At 55.3% G+C, this 16,667-nt stretch carries 14 protein-coding genes, 5 tRNA genes and 2 rRNA genes; all 21 read right to left on the bottom strand.

Annotated features, from left to right (window positions below):
* Positions 1–97 precede the first annotated feature (97 nt).
* The 21 genes from rplL to FXO11_RS03375 all read right to left on the bottom strand — a co-directional run bounded on the left by rplL (position 98) and on the right by FXO11_RS03375 (position 16,611).
* Complete coding sequence (rplL, locus tag FXO11_RS03475; RefSeq protein ID WP_148861591.1) at positions 98–475, bottom strand: 50S ribosomal protein L7/L12; 378 nt, start codon at positions 473–475, stop codon at positions 98–100.
* Positions 476–513: 38 nt separating this feature from the next.
* Entirely contained in the window at positions 514–1,044 is a 531-nt protein-coding gene (gene rplJ, locus FXO11_RS03470) for a 50S ribosomal protein L10 (protein ID WP_148861590.1), read from the bottom strand.
* Between the two features lie 256 nt (positions 1,045–1,300).
* Complete coding sequence (gene rplA / locus FXO11_RS03465) at positions 1,301–1,999, bottom strand: 50S ribosomal protein L1 (RefSeq protein ID WP_148861589.1); 699 nt, start codon at positions 1,997–1,999, stop codon at positions 1,301–1,303.
* Between the two features lies 1 nt (position 2,000).
* On the bottom strand, positions 2,001–2,432 hold the full coding sequence (gene rplK / locus FXO11_RS03460) for a 50S ribosomal protein L11 (protein WP_148861588.1): 432 nt from the start codon (positions 2,430–2,432) through the stop codon (positions 2,001–2,003).
* A 101-nt stretch (positions 2,433–2,533) separates the two neighbouring features.
* Entirely contained in the window at positions 2,534–3,067 is a 534-nt protein-coding gene (gene nusG / locus FXO11_RS03455; RefSeq protein ID WP_148861587.1) for a transcription termination/antitermination protein NusG, read from the bottom strand.
* Between the two features lie 12 nt (positions 3,068–3,079).
* The gene (gene secE, locus FXO11_RS03450; RefSeq protein WP_148861586.1) at positions 3,080–3,448 is read right to left on the bottom strand and encodes a preprotein translocase subunit SecE; all 369 of its coding nucleotides are present in this window, start codon (positions 3,446–3,448) and stop codon (positions 3,080–3,082) included.
* A gap of 34 nt (positions 3,449–3,482) precedes the next feature.
* Positions 3,483–3,558 (bottom strand) — tRNA-Trp (locus tag FXO11_RS03445).
* Positions 3,559–3,579: 21 nt separating this feature from the next.
* The gene (tuf, locus tag FXO11_RS03440; protein ID WP_148861585.1) at positions 3,580–4,776 is read right to left on the bottom strand and encodes an elongation factor Tu; all 1,197 of its coding nucleotides are present in this window, start codon (positions 4,774–4,776) and stop codon (positions 3,580–3,582) included.
* Between the two features lie 53 nt (positions 4,777–4,829).
* Positions 4,830–4,905, bottom strand: a tRNA-Thr gene (locus FXO11_RS03435).
* 22 nt (positions 4,906–4,927) lie between these two features.
* A tRNA-Gly gene (locus FXO11_RS03430) sits at positions 4,928–5,002 on the bottom strand.
* 11 nt (positions 5,003–5,013) lie between these two features.
* Positions 5,014–5,097: transfer RNA gene (locus FXO11_RS03425), tRNA-Tyr, on the bottom strand.
* A gap of 38 nt (positions 5,098–5,135) precedes the next feature.
* Positions 5,136–5,211: transfer RNA gene (locus tag FXO11_RS03420), tRNA-Thr, on the bottom strand.
* A gap of 31 nt (positions 5,212–5,242) precedes the next feature.
* Positions 5,243–6,001, bottom strand: coding sequence for an SPOR domain-containing protein (locus FXO11_RS03415; protein WP_148861584.1), 759 nt, complete (start codon positions 5,999–6,001; stop codon positions 5,243–5,245).
* Positions 5,998–6,732 carry a type III pantothenate kinase gene (locus FXO11_RS03410; RefSeq protein WP_148861583.1) on the bottom strand — a complete coding sequence of 245 codons (735 nt, stop codon included), beginning with the start codon at positions 6,730–6,732 and terminating at the stop codon, positions 5,998–6,000. The genes FXO11_RS03415 and FXO11_RS03410 overlap by 4 nt, the downstream gene beginning before the upstream one ends.
* Entirely contained in the window at positions 6,729–7,694 is a 966-nt protein-coding gene (birA, locus tag FXO11_RS03405) for a bifunctional biotin--[acetyl-CoA-carboxylase] ligase/biotin operon repressor BirA (protein WP_148861582.1), read from the bottom strand. The genes FXO11_RS03410 and birA overlap by 4 nt, the downstream gene beginning before the upstream one ends.
* Positions 7,695–7,837: 143 nt before the next feature.
* Positions 7,838–10,234, bottom strand: a complete 2,397-nt coding sequence (locus FXO11_RS03400; protein WP_148861581.1) for a DUF6160 family protein — start codon at positions 10,232–10,234, stop codon at positions 7,838–7,840.
* 20 nt (positions 10,235–10,254) lie between these two features.
* On the bottom strand, positions 10,255–10,731 hold the full coding sequence (locus FXO11_RS03395; protein ID WP_264766212.1) for a hypothetical protein: 477 nt from the start codon (positions 10,729–10,731) through the stop codon (positions 10,255–10,257).
* A gap of 83 nt (positions 10,732–10,814) precedes the next feature.
* Positions 10,815–11,861 (bottom strand): hypothetical protein, encoded by a 1,047-nt coding sequence (locus tag FXO11_RS03390; protein ID WP_148861580.1) that lies wholly within the window; start codon positions 11,859–11,861, stop codon positions 10,815–10,817.
* 26 nt (positions 11,862–11,887) lie between these two features.
* Entirely contained in the window at positions 11,888–13,078 is a 1,191-nt protein-coding gene (locus tag FXO11_RS03385; protein WP_148861579.1) for a DUF6160 family protein, read from the bottom strand.
* 427 nt (positions 13,079–13,505) lie between these two features.
* Positions 13,506–13,621, bottom strand: a 5S ribosomal RNA gene (gene rrf, locus FXO11_RS03380).
* A 96-nt stretch (positions 13,622–13,717) separates the two neighbouring features.
* Positions 13,718–16,611 (bottom strand): 23S ribosomal RNA (locus FXO11_RS03375).
* Positions 16,612–16,667: the final 56 nt, after the last annotated feature.

Here is a 16,667-nt window from a genome sequence, read left to right as displayed (position 1 = left end):
GGCTGTAGGTTATAGCATATACAACAGAAAAAGGCCGGTGGCTCTTGCCACCAGCCATTTTCATGCCTAAGGCACCTATGCGGTCAACAGCCAACTCTTACTTGAGCTCAACTGAAGCGCCCGCTTCCTCAAGCTTCTTCTTGGCTGCGTCAGCGTCGTCCTTGGAAGCAGCTTCCTTGATGGTGGACGGAGCACTGTCGACCATTTCCTTCGCTTCTTTCAGGCCCAGGCCTGTCAGTTCGCGAACGGCCTTGATAACGTTAACCTTCTTCTCACCGGCACCGGTCAGAACAACGTCAAATTCGGTTTGCTCTTCAGCGGCAGCAGCTTCGCCACCGGCAGCAGCCGGAGCAGCAGCAACAGCTGCAGCAGCAGAAACACCGAACTTCTCTTCCATAGCTTCAACGAGCGCAACAACGTCCATAACGCTCATTTCGGCGATTGCATTCAAAATGTCTTCGTTAGACAGAGCCATGACTTTCTCCCAATGTTAAAAAAACGTATTCAACAGAATCAAGCAGCGTCTTGCTTCTGGTCGCGAACTGCCGCAACGGCACGGGTAACCTTCGAGGGAATCTCGTTGAGGGTCCGTGCCAGCTTGGTGATCGGTGCCTGTGTAACGGCGGCCAGCATCGTAAGCGCCTCATGACGCGTCGGAAGCTTGGCCAGGCGATCGATTTGGTCTGCACCCATCAGCTCACCGCCGACAGCCAGACCTTTAATTTCGAACACCTCTTTCTCTTTGGCAAAATCCTTCAGCAGGCGTGCAGCCGCACCCGGATCTTCCATCGAGAATGCCAGAATGGTCGGGCCAACCAATACATCCCTGATGCACTCAAACTCGGTACCTTCAATCGCACGTTTCGCCAGGTTGTTGCGCACAACCTTGAGGCGAACCTGCTCGGCACGAGCCTTGGCACGCAGAGCCGTCATATCACCAGAGGTGATACCACGGTAGTCAGCCAGGACCACAGACAGAGCACCACTGGCAGTCTCGTTGACTTCAGCGACGATCGCCTTCTTGTCTTCGAGTCGAATTGCCACTGGATTTCTCCTTGATTTCGCTGACAAAGGTCAGCAAACCCATCTCAGCCCTTAACAGCACCGAATAGCGAAGACATTCCTTCTCAATTCGGCACCTTTCAGGGCGCCATACGGTGTTTGGGTTCAGAGAACGTCTTCACACCGTCTGCGCAGGCGTTGCTTTAACCCTTTGCCACCCTTTCGGGCGACGCGGGGGCCTGCGGTCTTTGACAGCCTTGGCTTCCGCCTAGACTACAAAGGATCTATCGAGCAGGGATTAGATGTTCAAACCGCTCTGATCGATAGTGAGGCCCGGCCCCATGGTGGAGGACAGAGTCACCTTCTTCAGGTAAACGCCCTTCGCCGTGGATGGCTTGGCCTTTTTCAGATCTGCAATCAGCGACTCAAGGTTTTCCTTGATTGACTGAGCAGGAAATTCCACATTGCCCATCGGGGCATGGATAATGCCATTCTTGTCGGTCCGGTAACGGACCTGACCCGCCTTGGCATTCTTGACTGCAGTTTCAACGTCGGGCGTTACGGTACCGACCTTCGGGTTCGGCATTAGACCACGCGGGCCCAGGATCTGGCCCAACTGACCCACAACACGCATTGCATCCGGCGTTGCAATAACAACGTCAAAATCCAGGTTGCCTTTTTTAACTTCTTCGGCCAGATCATCCATGCCTACGATATCAGCACCGGCAGCAGTCGCTTTTTCAGCGTTGGCGCCTTGGGTGAAGACCGCAACACGCACGGACTTGCCGGTTCCGTTAGGCAGAACGGTGGAGCTACGAACAACCTGGTCGGATTTACGGGCATCGACGCCGAGATTCACGGCTACGTCGATAGACTCCTTGAACTTTACGCTTCCACCCAACTCAACCAGCAGGGCGACGGCCTCGTCAACCGAGTAAGAACGAGCGGAGTCTACCTTTTCACGAATCAGCTTTTGACGCTTGCTCAGCTTAGCCATTTCACAGACCCTCCACGTTCAGACCCATGCTACGCGCAGTGCCCGCAATGGTGCGAACTGCAGCGTCCATGTCAGCAGCCGTCAGATCCGGCTCCTTGGTCTTGGCAATTTCCTCAAGCTGCGCCCGGCTTACAGTACCGACTTTATCGGTATTGGGACGGCTTGAACCGCTTTTGATGCCAGCCGCTTTTTTCAACAGCACTGACGCCGGCGGCGTTTTGGTAACAAACGTGAAGCTGCGATCACTGTAAACAGTAATAACGACCGGTGTCGGCAGCCCCGGCTCCATACCCTGGGTCTGGGCGTTGAACGCCTTACAGAACTCCATGATATTCACACCGTGCTGACCCAGAGCCGGACCAACAGGGGGGCTTGGGTTAGCTTGACCGGCTGCAACCTGAAGCTTGATATAGGCTTCGATTTTCTTTGCCATGGTTCACTCCTAGTGGGTTCGAACGCCTCTCGGCTCCCCTTCTTCAGACACAAAAAGCCCGCGTCACCAGTGTGCGCGAGCTTCCCGCCAAAATCTGCAGATCAGTCTTTCTCGACCTGACCAAACTCCAACTCAACAGGCGTTGAGCGGCCAAAAATAAGGACGGCGACCTTAACACGACTCTTGTCGTAGTCAACCTCCTCGACAACGCCATTGAAGTCGGCAAACGGCCCTTCAACGACGCGTACGATTTCACCCGGCTCAAACAGCGTCTTGGGCTTCGGCTTATCCACACCGCTCTCTACACGACGCAATATCGCTTCCGCTTCCTTCTCGGTAATCGGCGCAGGCTTATCTTTAGTACCACCGATAAAACCGAGTACACGTGGGGTGTTCTTGACCATGTGCCAGGTTTCGTCGTCCATTTCCATCTGGACCAACACATAACCCGGATAGAACTTACGCTCGCTCTTACGCTTCTTGCCCTCTCGCATCTCGACCACTTCTTCAGTCGGCACGAGAATCTCGCCAAACCTGTCTTCCAAGCTATTCAGGGCAACACGCTCATGGAGAGTGCGCATTACGTGCTTTTCAAAGCCGGAATAAGCGTGCACGACATACCAGCGCTTGGCCATTGCTCTCTCCTGTTACCCGATAATCCCGGAGACCAGCCAGCTGATCAACGAGTCCATACCCCACAGCAGCAGCGCGACAACCAGCACAAATACGACCACAATAAAGGTGGTCTGCACGAGCTCGGGACGCGTGGGCCACACCACCTTGCGAATCTCGACTCGCGCCTCTTTCAAAAGCAGCGCGAAACGGCGACCTCGTTCGGTTTGAAGCGCCACAAACGCAGCGACCAACGCCAGAACAACGAGACCGAGAACCCGATAGAGGAGCGACTCAGCACCGAAATAGAGGTTGCCAACGACACCGGCGGCAATTAAGACAAAAACAACCAGCCACTTCAATGCATCGAAGCGACCGGTTGCTTGTTCTGTTTTAGACTCCATAGGAATCAGCTTTTGGTATCCCAAGGATTAAAAATGGCAGGCCAGGAGGGAATCGAACCCCCAACCTGCGGTTTTGGAGACCGCTGCTCTGCCAATTGAGCTACTGGCCTGCACCTAAACTTGCCTGGTGCTTATTCAATAATCTTGGAAACAACACCTGCGCCAACGGTACGGCCGCCTTCGCGAATCGCGAAACGCAGACCTTCTTCCATGGCAATCGGAGCAATCAGAGTGGTTACCAGCTTGACGTTATCGCCAGGCATTACCATCTCTACACCTTCCGGCAGCTCACACGCACCCGTGACATCCGTGGTACGGAAGTAGAACTGCGGACGGTAGCCCTTGAAGAAAGGCGTGTGACGACCACCTTCTTCCTTGCTCAGAACGTAAACTTCTGACTCGAACTTGGTGTGCGGCTTGATGGTGCCCGGCTTACACAGAACCTGACCACGCTCAACGTCGTCACGTTTGGTACCACGCAGAAGAACACCAACGTTCTCACCCGCACGACCTTCGTCCAGCAGCTTACGGAACATCTCAACACCGGTACAGGTGGTCTTGACGGTATCCTTGATACCGACAATCTCGATTTCCTCGCCCACCTTGATGATGCCGCGCTCAACACGACCGGTCACAACCGTACCACGACCAGAGATCGAGAAAACGTCCTCGATCGGCATCAGGAACGGCTGATCGATCGCGCGCTCAGGCTCAGGGATGTAATCGTCCAGAGCTTCTACCAGCTTCTTAACAGCGGTAGTGCCCATCTCGTTATCATCCTTGCCTTCCAGCGCCATCAGCGCTGAACCGGTGATGATCGGAGTATCGTCACCCGGGAAGTCGTACTGGCTCAGCAGGTCACGCACTTCCATCTCAACCAGTTCCAGCAGCTCTTCGTCATCGACCATGTCCGCCTTGTTCAGGAACACAACGATGAACGGAACGCCAACCTGACGGGACAGCAGGATGTGCTCACGCGTCTGCGGCATCGGGCCGTCAGCTGCAGAACACACCAGAATCGCGCCGTCCATCTGCGCCGCACCGGTAATCATGTTCTTCACGTAGTCAGCGTGACCCGGGCAATCAACGTGCGCGTAGTGACGCGTCGGAGAATCGTACTCCACGTGAGAGGTCGCGATGGTAATACCACGCGCACGCTCTTCCGGGGCGTTATCGATCTGGTCGAACGCACGCGACTCACCGCTTCCCCATACTTCATGACACACACGGGTCAGCGCCGCGGTCAGCGTGGTCTTGCCGTGGTCAACGTGGCCAATCGTGCCCACGTTTACGTGCGGTTTATTACGTTCGAACTTTGCCTTAGACATTCGACCAATCTCCCTAATCAACTCTCGTTAAGCTACGTTGACCGGACAAATAATGGAGCTCATGACCGGAATTGAACCGGTGACCTCATCCTTACCAAGGATGTGCTCTACCGACTGAGCTACATGAGCACACAACTTAACTTGCCAAATCTGGAGCGGGCAGCGGGAATCGAACCCGCGTCATCAGCTTGGAAGGCTGAGGTAATAGCCACTATACGATGCCCGCGAGCAATTAAGTGGTGGAGGGGGCAGGATTCGAACCTGCGAAGCTTTCGCGTCAGATTTACAGTCTGATCCCTTTGGCCACTCGGGAACCCCTCCAAATCCAAGCAGCAACTGCATGGACTCAAAACTTAAAGTGGAGCTGGCGGACGGAATCGAACCCCCGACCTGCTGATTACAAGTCAGCTGCTCTACCAACTGAGCTACGCCAGCTCACATTCGCCTGTTCAGCGAGGCCGGTATACTACGGATTTTTATCGGGCGATGCAACACCTTCACAAGGCGCAGTTCCCACCGATTTCAAATCTCCGGCATATCGCCGGGCCGCCGCTGCCAACCGATCCAAATCGGCTGCATTGGCCACCTCAAAAACGAGGGCGTAGCTTATCTGATTACGGTCCTTATTGACCAGTACTGTTTCCACATTTCTTGATTGGAAACGAGCATTTAGGTCCTGCGCAAGCTTTTCGGATTCAAACAAACCCAAGGAAATGGCGTTGCTGTACTCCCCCTCGGTAACCAGGTAACTGTCCACGCCGGCCCGCTGGAGCTCTTCAAGCCGCTCCAACGCGGCTGAGCGGGAGCCTAGAGGAGGAACCAAGACCCAGTGATAGAATGGGCGAGGACTGATCTGCTCGACGGTACTCACACCCTGAATAAGCGTCTCATGACTGCCAATAAAGCGCTCGGCCTGCTCGTCCGACTCGAAACCTTCAATACGCCCGCACTTGCCGGATTCCCGGTATTCCGCTTCGCTCCGCAAACCGGTCTTGAGCGCCAAGGCGGATTCGTTCTCGACCTTGGGATCGCGAATTTCCCCAGCGATCCGCCCCTGTTCCGGTACGTTGAGTTCCGAAGCGGTTTGGCGCCCATCGAGCTTGAGCTCGGACACCCTCGGAAGTTTACCGCCATCGACATCGAGCTTGCCGGGCGAGGACCAATAGGAGACACCGACAGCGAGACCGATATTGGCCAGAATCAGCAAAGCGGCAATCCACCTCATACCCCACCGACCTCGGCGTCTACAGCCTCAAGGCCGTCCAATACAAGCTGGGGCCGCAAGCGTCCCGACATTCCTAATTGCATCAGACCCGGCGCGTCCCCGCCTGTTAGGAAAACCGCATCTTCATCGATCCCCATTTCGTCACGCATCCGCTCCAGCCGGTCGATGACCGAGGACCACAACCAGCTCAGTCCGTTGCGTACGCAAGCATCGGTCGTCGCGCCTGGCGAAATATCCAGGGACAAAGTTTTGCCGAAAGACACACGCGCTGTCTTGCTCTCTAGCGACTCACGCATGAGTCTGTGGCCAGGCAGGATGTAGCCGCCAAGATGGGCACCTTTATCGTCGAGACTATCGATCGTTAAGGCACTACCGGCGTCCACGACCAGCAACCTACGGCCCACTTCTCGCCAGGCACCAACCAGTGCGTGCCAACGATCCGCCCCCATGGTTTCGGGATTTTCATAGGCACAGACAAGCCCGCACTGGGCCTTTTGGGTCCAATGAAAAATCGGCTCCGCTCGGAAATCGTCCTGCAGGCGCTGGCGCAGCCGATGGCGCGCGTCTTCGGATACAACGGTAGACACTGCGATACGGCGGACGGTGGCACCTGCGAGCCCCCTAAAAAGCCCGGGATCGGCCAACGAACCGACACCCTCCTGCGGCATGCCTATGGATGGCTTGAAACGCCACTTGATTCGCGTGTTGCCAGCATCGACGAGGAGAGTCATGTTTGTCGCCGTATGCTAATTTCCCCGGCCCGTAACACTTTTTGCCCCTTAGCCGTTTTTAACAGATAGGCTCCTGCTTGATCGATACCCGCTCCGACACCCTCGTCGCCATCGGGCTCCGTGCGTATTGCAATGCCAAGCAACGCATCATGCCTTTGCCACTCATCTCGGTAGGCGGCGAAGCCTTCTTGCTCAAACACCTCCAGGGCTCCAAGCGTCTCGGCAATGACCGCGGCGACAATATCATTGCGCTTCCAGCCAGCGTCAGGCGAAGCCTGATCCAGACTGACCCACGGTTGATCGACCTGCTTGTCGCGGTCGCTCATGTGGACATTGAGGCCAATACCGATTACGACTCGCGCGGCCCCCTCAAGTTCTCCCTTCAGCTCGATCAAGATACCCGCAAGCTTTCGGGCATCGACCAGCACGTCATTAGGCCATTTCAACGCAGCACCCTTGAGCCCCAGGCGCTCAAGTGCACGGAGCAGGGCAACGCCGACAACCAAACTCAACCCTTCTAAGGCGGCAAATCCGCCGGCCAGCCGTAACGCCATACTTAGGTAGATGTTTTCTCCAGCCGGGCTAGACCAAGCGCGACCGCGCCGGCCCCGACCTTCGGTTTGACGGTCCGCAATACAAATCCGCACCGATCGGCCCGAGTCGTCGCTCTGCTGCATTAAATAGGCATTGGTGGAGTCAACAGCATCGAATACATCAATGCTCAAACGCTTGCTCATGAGGGAAGGCAGCCCAGCAATAATGATCTCTTTATCGAGCAAATCGATCGTTTCGACTAACCGGTAGCCTTTGCCACGAACACGTTCGACCCTAACACCCTGACCCATGACGCGGTTTAGGTGCTTCCAGACTGCCGTGCGGCTGACACCAAGAGACCGTGCCAGATCTTCACCGGAATGCCATTCGCCATCGGACAGGAGGGAAAGCAATGCATTATCTTTCATATTGACCAGAACTCGTCGGGCGGGAAAACGGAGCAATGGCGGATTAAACAACAGGACAGCAAAAAAAACAAAAGGCAGGCGCCCGCCTTTGTCATTCGACAGAGTTACTGGACGGAGCTACTGGACGGAGCTACTGGACAAAGTTACTGGATGGGAGTGGCAGTCAAATTCGCTTTGATGTCGAAGTTCTGCATCTTTACGCCGTACACAGCCGTAGCGGCTCCACCTGTCGGGTGGATCAGGTCGATGTTATTGATGGACAGCTCCTTGAAACGCGATTGAGCCTGCACTGCGAAGCCAAGGGGCCGATTCGCACGCTCTGCCTCAGATGCCGAGCCCACGTAACGATAACCCTCGGGCGCCGAGGCATCCATAACTTTCTCGTCGCCGCGATTGCCGACCACACCGTTGACATCCGGCCCGCCATCCTTCTTGACGACTTTAGTCCGGTAGATATCGATGGACACGTCGGTCTGCATTCCGAACGTATTATCCTCGATTCCGTCGCCATTGGCGTCGACGCCATCGCTTGTGTAAATATCATTAAGGACAAGCTGCGTACCCGTGCCATTTTCCGGGCCGCCGTCACCCATGGCTCGATTGGTTTCCCATATAAAGGCGTTACGCTTCGTTTCGCCGACTGCGCGGGCGAAAATCTGCTTCATAGCGGCCGTTACACCTTCCTCGCCACGCATCTCCCAAGTTCCACCTGAGGCGCCACATGCGGCGGCATCGTCTCCAGCACCGCCGACACAGACACTGCCCGCGCCACCTGGGACAATAGTCATGCTACTTCCTTTCTCGTAAGACTGGACGACAAACCGGCCAAAACTTTGACCAGCCGCTTTATCCCCAATCCGGAGGTTGCCAATGTCCATCGTAGCCCAAGCCTCGCCCCGAATAATCGCCAAACCCTCTTCGGTCACGTCGATGGTCATATCGCGGACGTGGGCATCATAGTTGAGTTCAGTTGCCCAGAGCCCCTTCTGGGGTATCTCGTCACCACCTTCATTATATGGAGATGCAATGATAGCCGCCCGGCCATTGCCAATCTGCACGTCTGAGTTGATGGTCAGCCCTTCACCGGAAGCACCGCCGACGCCCAGCGTAATCTGCCCGTCAACCTCGAATTCGTACGAGGGGTAAAAACCCAGTGCCAAGAGCAATTCCGTGCCACCTTGAAGCGGCGCGTCTTCATCGCCCACCCTCAATCCGTTAAGGCGATACCCGCCCTCGACACCGTCGAATCCGAGCCGAACGCCATCGTAGAACTCGGTTCCCCCCAACTTTTCGCGGCGAGTGACGTTAACGGTAAAATCGCCCTGCCCCCAAGACTGCAGACCGCTGAAAATGACGCGGTTACCATCTTCGGTATAGGCAATATCGGCGTTCGCGAGACTCCACTGCGTCGCCAAACGCAGCCCTTGCGGCCCAGCATCGCTATGACCGCCCCCCTGGAGATAGATCGCGTTGGTGTAATTTCGACCGCTGATCGTCTGATCGGCAAACAAGAAGTCGAACTGAATTTGGCCAATATTTTGGCCATTCGCCCCCATTTCGATTCGATCAATATTCAGATTGCCGCTGAAGGAGTCCAACGTCAGGGCCAAACCCTGCCGGCCATTCCTGTCCGGAGCTACGTCCAGGCGCAGGTTGGTTATCGCCGAAGCGCCGGTGATGCCGCGGAGCGCAACAGGATTGCCGTCGTCCCGATAAATAAAGTTCGCGCTGTTTATGGTCGTCTCGCTGTCGATCCGCAGGCCTTCGTCGCCAAAACGCCCGCCCGCGGTAATCCGCGTCGTGCTGGCGAAGTCAAAATCCCCACTAAACGACCCATAGCTAGGCAGAAGCTCGCCCGTCGTTGAGTCGACACTGACGCCGTGATTGGAGGGGTTGGCGCTAAAACGAATCGCATCAACGCTGTAACTACCTGTCACCGAAGGGGCACGCAATTCGAGAGCGGAATCTACGACATCAAGCGTAACGCCCGGTGCGCGAACGCTCATATCGATACCATCCAGCAAAATTTCGTTGCCGTTCGTCCTATAGCCGACACGGCTATCGGTCAAGTCGTAGGCCACATTGAAGGTATAGCCCTCCGCCCCCAAAGCGCCGCCCGGCGAAATGTTGAGGCTGCCGGCCATGTTCTGGTCGAAGAAGATGCCCCCCATACTGAGCGCAGGACGATCGTCAAGCCGGATATCGGCAAACTCAATACGCCGGTCTTCGATCAAAAAATCCAGGTTTAGGCTGGCGTCAGCAAGGATATCCATCTTAATGATGTGCTTTGCCTCACCTTGCGGGTCGGCGGCGGAGCCCAGGCGAAAGCCGTCCAGGTGGATACCGCTGCCGTCGTCGAAGTATGAGATACGATCCACTGTGGCTTCGAGATCCAGCTCCATCGTAATACCGCTCTGACCACTGATGCCGGCCATATCGCTATCATCAAGGCTTTGCAAATCAGCCAGCACGACAGGACTGCAAACCGCAAATACAACGGCAAACGTCTTTTTCATGAAGCGCACTGTACGTGTACACATACCGTCAGATCCCCTCATGATCATGGATTACCGGTGGGAAAGACGAGAAGATTGCCCTCCAGCACGACATCTCCTTGCATCTCAATAGCAAAGATATCGGTCTGCTGGAAGCCGGGATCCGTCGGTCTCGCCGTGCTACTGGTCGCCACCTTGAACTGGACAGAGTCGTAGCGGACGATATTCGGAAGCCCAATCTCGAGCACGTCGCGATTGAACAGTGCCCCGTCCCCACCAAAGCCAGAGTCAACTGTCCGGACTCGCAGGGTTAGTCCTTCAAATGAAAATTTGCCCCGAATGTCATCAAGAACCATCCAGCCACCCTCTTCTTTCAAGCGATAAGCAATTCGCGCGCCGCAACGTTTTTCGGCCTCCGAACAACTGCCGAAATATGTATTATGGATGGGGCCGCCACTCTCGTTGATGCTGATGTCGCCGGACAAATAGATCCCCCCTTGTCCTGAGATTCCGGCCAGGTCCCCGTCATTCAGTCGATTCATCTCGGCGTACACACTCGTGACATCACCTAACAGGCCGACGACCAGCAGTTTTGGCCCTAGCTTCCGTATAGCGCTCAAGATAGTCATGGCGCGAGGTCCTTGGTCTGGATTTTTAGGTGCTGGATCAGCATGCCCTCGATCCGGCCAGAGCCGAAGTCTCTATCGCCGACGCTGAGATTGCCTACAGTCAGACTACTGCGGTATTCCGGATTGGTATAATAGTTTTCGTAGAAGTCCCAAGCCGCCGGATCACTGCTTTCACGAAGCCCATCCTCACCGATCGCTCCAGGAGTAGGCTGACGAATGGTGGCAACTTCAATCAGGAAATTTCCGGCACCATCCACATCCAGATACATGGGCTGCAGCGTGTTGCCCAATGCCAGCTCCAGAGCGAAGTTGCTCATGACAATACGAGAACCACATTCGGCGGTTTCCTGATCGCACGCGTTAATCGAGAGCTCCGGCGTGTAAAAGTTGAGCTTAAACTGGCCCACCATTTGCCGCCTCTCGCCGTCACCCCACAGCCGAAGATAGCTACCGTCGATGACCGCGCTCTGAGCATGGATATTGATATTGGCTGAATCGTCAGCACCCACACTGATGTTCGTTTGCATACCGATATCCGGCCGTTCTCCCTGGGGCAAATCAGCGTTGGCTGGACGGCTTGCACACGGACCGGAACCGGCGATAGCCGAGGCGCTCATACAATCATAGCCCTGCGTGGGAGCGACCAACTTGGGCGCTGCGAACTGGAGGACGGCCTTATCCGGTACGCCGATGTCATTGCCGTCAACAATATCGATGCTAAAGGGATTAACCAGACGCCCTAGGTTGACCGGCGTAAGCGCCTCGCCATAGTTACTGCCGGCGCCGGCAATGTAGAGCTGATTGACGACGATATCGACATCTTCGCCCGAAGAGTTCTTAATGCCTCCGATCTTGAATATTCTCCCGTTTTCTACATCTGTGCCGTGGGCGAACTTGAAATCCTCGAGCACCAAACCAATGCCTGCGCCGTCGACCTCTGAAAGTTCGGTTTCAGACAAACTCTGCATTTCGCCGAAAGCCCAGCCCGGAAAGGCAAGGCAGGCCCATAGTGCGACCGGTGTTCTGAGGACATTCCAATTCAACTCGTTCGCTCCTTCAGGGGCGCGGCTCAAAACAGGCCGACTCCCCGATCGATATATTCACGACGCTGGCCTTCGATGCCTGTTAGCGCCTCGTCAAGATTGACGGTGACTGCGCCGTTCGGAATATTGAAGAACGCGCCCGCAGTGGCCTTGATGAAATCCTCTGGCGTCGGATTGCTCTTTGCCACATCGGCGAGGTATTCCAGATCCTTAGTCTGTATGGAAATGAACGCACCATCCGATGGTCCGGTGATCTGACGCTGACCGTTCACTTCCTCGATTTGGCCTATAGGCATACTGTTATAGATTCCTAGATCGAAGCAGGCTTGAATGCCGAGAACCTCGCATTGTTGGGCGACAACGACAACATCACAGCCACCCAGCAGCGAACAGTTTTCGGTGTAAAGCTCCGAGCTCAACGTTGGCGAAATGATATCGATCAGCCCCGCCACCAGGAAATTCACATCTTCCAGCACAAAGGTTTCTCCATTGGGGATACCGATATGCTCGGCCCGAACCGGATCAAGCGCGCCATAATCGGACCGGTCCGGGTCCCCCTGAACCAGCTTCGCCTTAGTCTTAAGAGGACTACCACCAGCCAGCACTGGCGTCAGGAAGCGCACCAATTGGTCGAACAGGTTACCCTGGGAATTGGCGTTGGCGAGCCCGGCTCCCCGATCCAGGATGTCTACATTGATGTTGCCAGTCAGCTGCTGGATTACTCCGGACAACACCCCTTCCGCTTCACCGAAGCCGAAACGAAAGCCGACGACCTCTTCAGTCGCTTCGTCATAGGCAAATTCAAGGTACGGATTGGAGATCTTAAAGGGAACTATCTCCCCGTTCTGGTAGGGGGAGCCATTCGCCTTCATCTGGCGCGCCGCTTCAGGGTTGCGCTGGAAGTAACTCGAGTCGTAAATGTAGCCCAACGAGAAATTATCGATGAGCACGTCCGAAGAGCCCACCTTCTCACCGTCACGTTCATAGCGCCCCAACTCGAACGTATCAACGTTGGACTGAATCTCGATATCCATTCCAAGATTCACCCGCGTATAGGAGGTGTCGTTGTCCGCATCAGGGTGGTATTGCCGATCCACCGAGATAAAGGCCTGCCCCGTAACCTCTGACATCGCCTCATCCGAAATAGGCTTCAACTCAGCATGAGCAACAGCCCCCATCATCGCGACAACGGTCACCGCAGCGAAATCCCTTAACATAGTGACATCTCACCCATTGGCGATTTGCTGGTACCAACCGCCTTATAGTTGTTTGGTTCGCATGAGTGTCTCTGAATGCCGGTTTCTTATTTTTATGACTACTTATTGACCAAAGTTTAGGCCTGATTACAAATTGTCACTGTGCGCGGCGGCACAGATTCGGAATTTTGTTGGGATGGGGCGGTGGGAAATCTTGGATCGCTCTTGCTAGGGGAGGCCGATTGATGGGAAGACTTGAGACCCCGGCGGATGTCGGGGTTTTGCTTTCGAGAGGGAGGGTATAGCGGAGGGGCCGATCCTACACTTCGCTGGTCGAGCGCTGCCCGGCCGGCCTGGCGGCACCGCTGTGCGCACGCCGTAGGTCATTTCTTTCTTGCGGCCAATAAAAAACCCCAACACGTGACCGTGCTGGGGTTTTGGTTTAGGAGCCTGACGATGACCTACTCTCGCATGGGCAGATGCCACACTACCATCGGCGCTGGTCCGTTTCACGGCTGAGTTCGGGATGGGATCAGGTGGTTCCGGACCGCTATAGTCGTCAGGCAAACAGGTTGACCACTGGGCGGGACAAGATTGCGTGAGCCGAAGCTCAAAGCTGAAGCGATTTCCTGCGTTATCCGCAGTTGGCTTGGGTGTTATATAGTCAAGCCGCACGAGCAATTAGTATCGGTTAGCTCAACGCCTCGCAGCGCTTACACACCCGACCTATCAACGTCCTGGTCTTGAACGGCTCTTCAGGGCCCTCGAGGGGCCAGGGAGATCTCATCTTGGAAGGGGCTTCCCGCTTAGATGCCTTCAGCGGTTATCCTGTCCGAACATAGCTACCGGGCAATGCCACTGGCGTGACAACCCGAACACCAGAGGTTCGTCCACTCCGGTCCTCTCGTACTAGGAGCAGCTTTCCTCAAATCTCCAACGTCCACGGCAGATAGGGACCGAACTGTCTCACGACGTTCTAAACCCAGCTCGCGTACCACTTTAAATGGCGAACAGCCATACCCTTGGGACCGGCTTCAGCCCCAGGATGTGATGAGCCGACATCGAGGTGCCAAACACCGCCGTCGATGTGAACTCTTGGGCGGTATCAGCCTGTTATCCCCGGAGTACCTTTTATCCGTTGAGCGATGGCCCTTCCATACAGAACCACCGGATCACTATGACCTGCTTTCGCACCTGCTCGACCTGTCCGTCTCGCAGTTAAGCGGGCTTGTGCCATTACACTAACCGTACGATGTCCGACCGTACTTAGCCCACCTTTGTGCTCCTCCGTTACACTTTGGGAGGAGACCGCCCCAGTCAAACTACCCACCACACAGTGTCCTCATCCCCGATCAGGGGACCAAGTTAGAACCTCAAACAGGCCAGGCTGGTATTTCAAGGTTGGCTCCACGATGACTGGCGTCACCGCTTCAAAGCCTCCCAGCTATCCTACACAAGCATGCTCAAAGTTCACTGTGAAGCTATAGTAAAGGTTCACGGGGTCTTTCCGTCTAGCCGCGGATACACCGCATCTTCACGGCGATTTCAATTTCACTGAGTCTCGGGTAGAGACAGCGCCCCCATCGTTACGCCATTCGTGCAGGTCGGAACTTACCCGACAAGGAATTTCGCTACCTTAGGACCGTTATAGTTACGGCCGCCGTTTACCGGGGCTTCGATCAAGAGCTTCGTCCGAAGACTAACCCCATCAATTAACCTTCCGGCACCGGGCAGGCGTCACACCGTATACGTCCACTTTCGTGTTTGCACAGTGCTGTGTTTTTAATAAACAGTCGCAGGGGCCTGGTATCTTCGACCGGCTTCAGCTTCACCCGCAAGGGGCTTCACCTACACACCGGCGTGCCTTCTCCCGAAGTTACGGCACCATTTTGCCTAGTTCCTTTACCCGAGTTCTCTCAAGCGCCTTGGTATTCTCTACCTGACCACCTGTGTCGGTTTGGGGTACGGGCTCTCGTGACCTGAAGCTTAGAAGATTTTCCTGGAAGCTGGGCATCAGTGACTTCCCGCCCAATGGGCAGTCGTCGTCATGTCTCAGCATTAAGGACCCGGATTTGCCTAAGTCCTCTGCCTACACATTTAAACCGGGACAACCGTCGCCCGGCTCACCTAGCCTTCTCCGTCTCTCCATCGCAGTCACGCGAGGTACGGGAATATTAACCCGTTTCCCATCGACTACACCTTTCGGTCTCGCCTTAGGGGCCGACTCACCCTGCGCCGATTAGCGTTGCGCAGGAACCCTTGGTCTTCCGGCGTGCGGGTTTTTCACCCGCATTATCGTTACTCATGTCAGCATTCGCACTTCTGATACCTCCAGCAGGCCTCTCGACCCACCTTCACAGGCTTACAGAACGCTCCCCTACCCCGCATACAATGTATGCAGCCGCAGCTTCGGTAACCAGTTTGAGCCCCGTTACATCTTCCGCGCAGGCCGACTCGACTAGTGAGCTATTACGCTTTCATTAAAGGGTGGCTGCTTCTAAGCCAACCTCCTAGCTGTCTTCGCCTTCCCACATCGTTTCCCACTTAACTGGTATTTGGGGACCTTAGCTGGCGGTCTGGGTTGTTTCCCTTTTCACGACGGACGTTAGCACCCGCCGTGTGTCTCCCGGATAGTACTCACTGGTATTCGGAGTTTGCATCGGTTTGGTAAGTCGGGATGACCCCCTAGCCGAAACAGTGCTCTACCCCCAGTGGTATTCGTCCGAGGCGCTACCTAAATAGCTTTCGGGGAGAACCAGCTATCTCCGGGCTTGATTAGCCTTTCACTCCGATCCACAAGTCATCCCCTGGCTTTTCAACGACAGTGGGTTCGGTCCTCCAGTGCGTGTTACCGCACCTTCAACCTGCTCATGGATAGATCGCCCGGTTTCGGGTCTATGTCCAGCGACTAAGTCGCCCTATTCAGACTCGGTTTCCCTACGGCTCCCCTAGATGGTTAACCTCGCCACTGAACATAAGTCGCTGACCCATTATACAAAAGGTACGCCGTCACCGAACAAGTCGGCTCCGACTGCTTGTACGCATACGGTTTCAGGATCTATTTCACTCCCCTCACAGGGGTTCTTTTCGCCTTTCCCTCACGGTACTGGTTCACTATCGGTCAGTCAGGAGTATTTAGCCTTGGAGGATGGTCCCCCCATGTTCAGTCAACGTTTCACGTGCGCCGACCTACTCGATTTCACTAGGATGGGGTTTCGACTACGGGGCTATCACCCACTATGGCGGTCCTTTCCAGAACCTTCGTCTACCCGTCACCCAGCTTAAGGGCTAGTCCCCGTTCGCTCGCCGCTACTGAGGGAATCTCGGTTGATTTCTTTTCCTCGGGGTACTTAGATGTTTCAGTTCCCCCGGTTCGCCCTGTACACCTATGGATTCAGTGCACAGTACCTGGCCGAAACCAGGTGGGTTTCCCCATTCAGAAATGCCCGGATCACAGCTTGTTTGCCAGCTCCCCGAGCCTTATCGCAGGCTTCCACGTCTTTCATCGCCTCTGACTGCCAAGGCATCCACCGTATGCGCTTAATTGCTTGACTATATAACCCCAAACCAACTGTTTAATCGGCGTAAACTTCACGCTTGATTAAACCTG

This window comes from Marinobacter fonticola, from assembly GCF_008122265.1.
In the GTDB taxonomy this organism is placed as follows: domain Bacteria; phylum Pseudomonadota; class Gammaproteobacteria; order Pseudomonadales; family Oleiphilaceae; genus Marinobacter_A; species Marinobacter_A fonticola.
The sequence above is the reverse complement of the archived record's forward strand: the minus strand, read 5'-3'. Positions and strand labels throughout refer to the sequence as shown.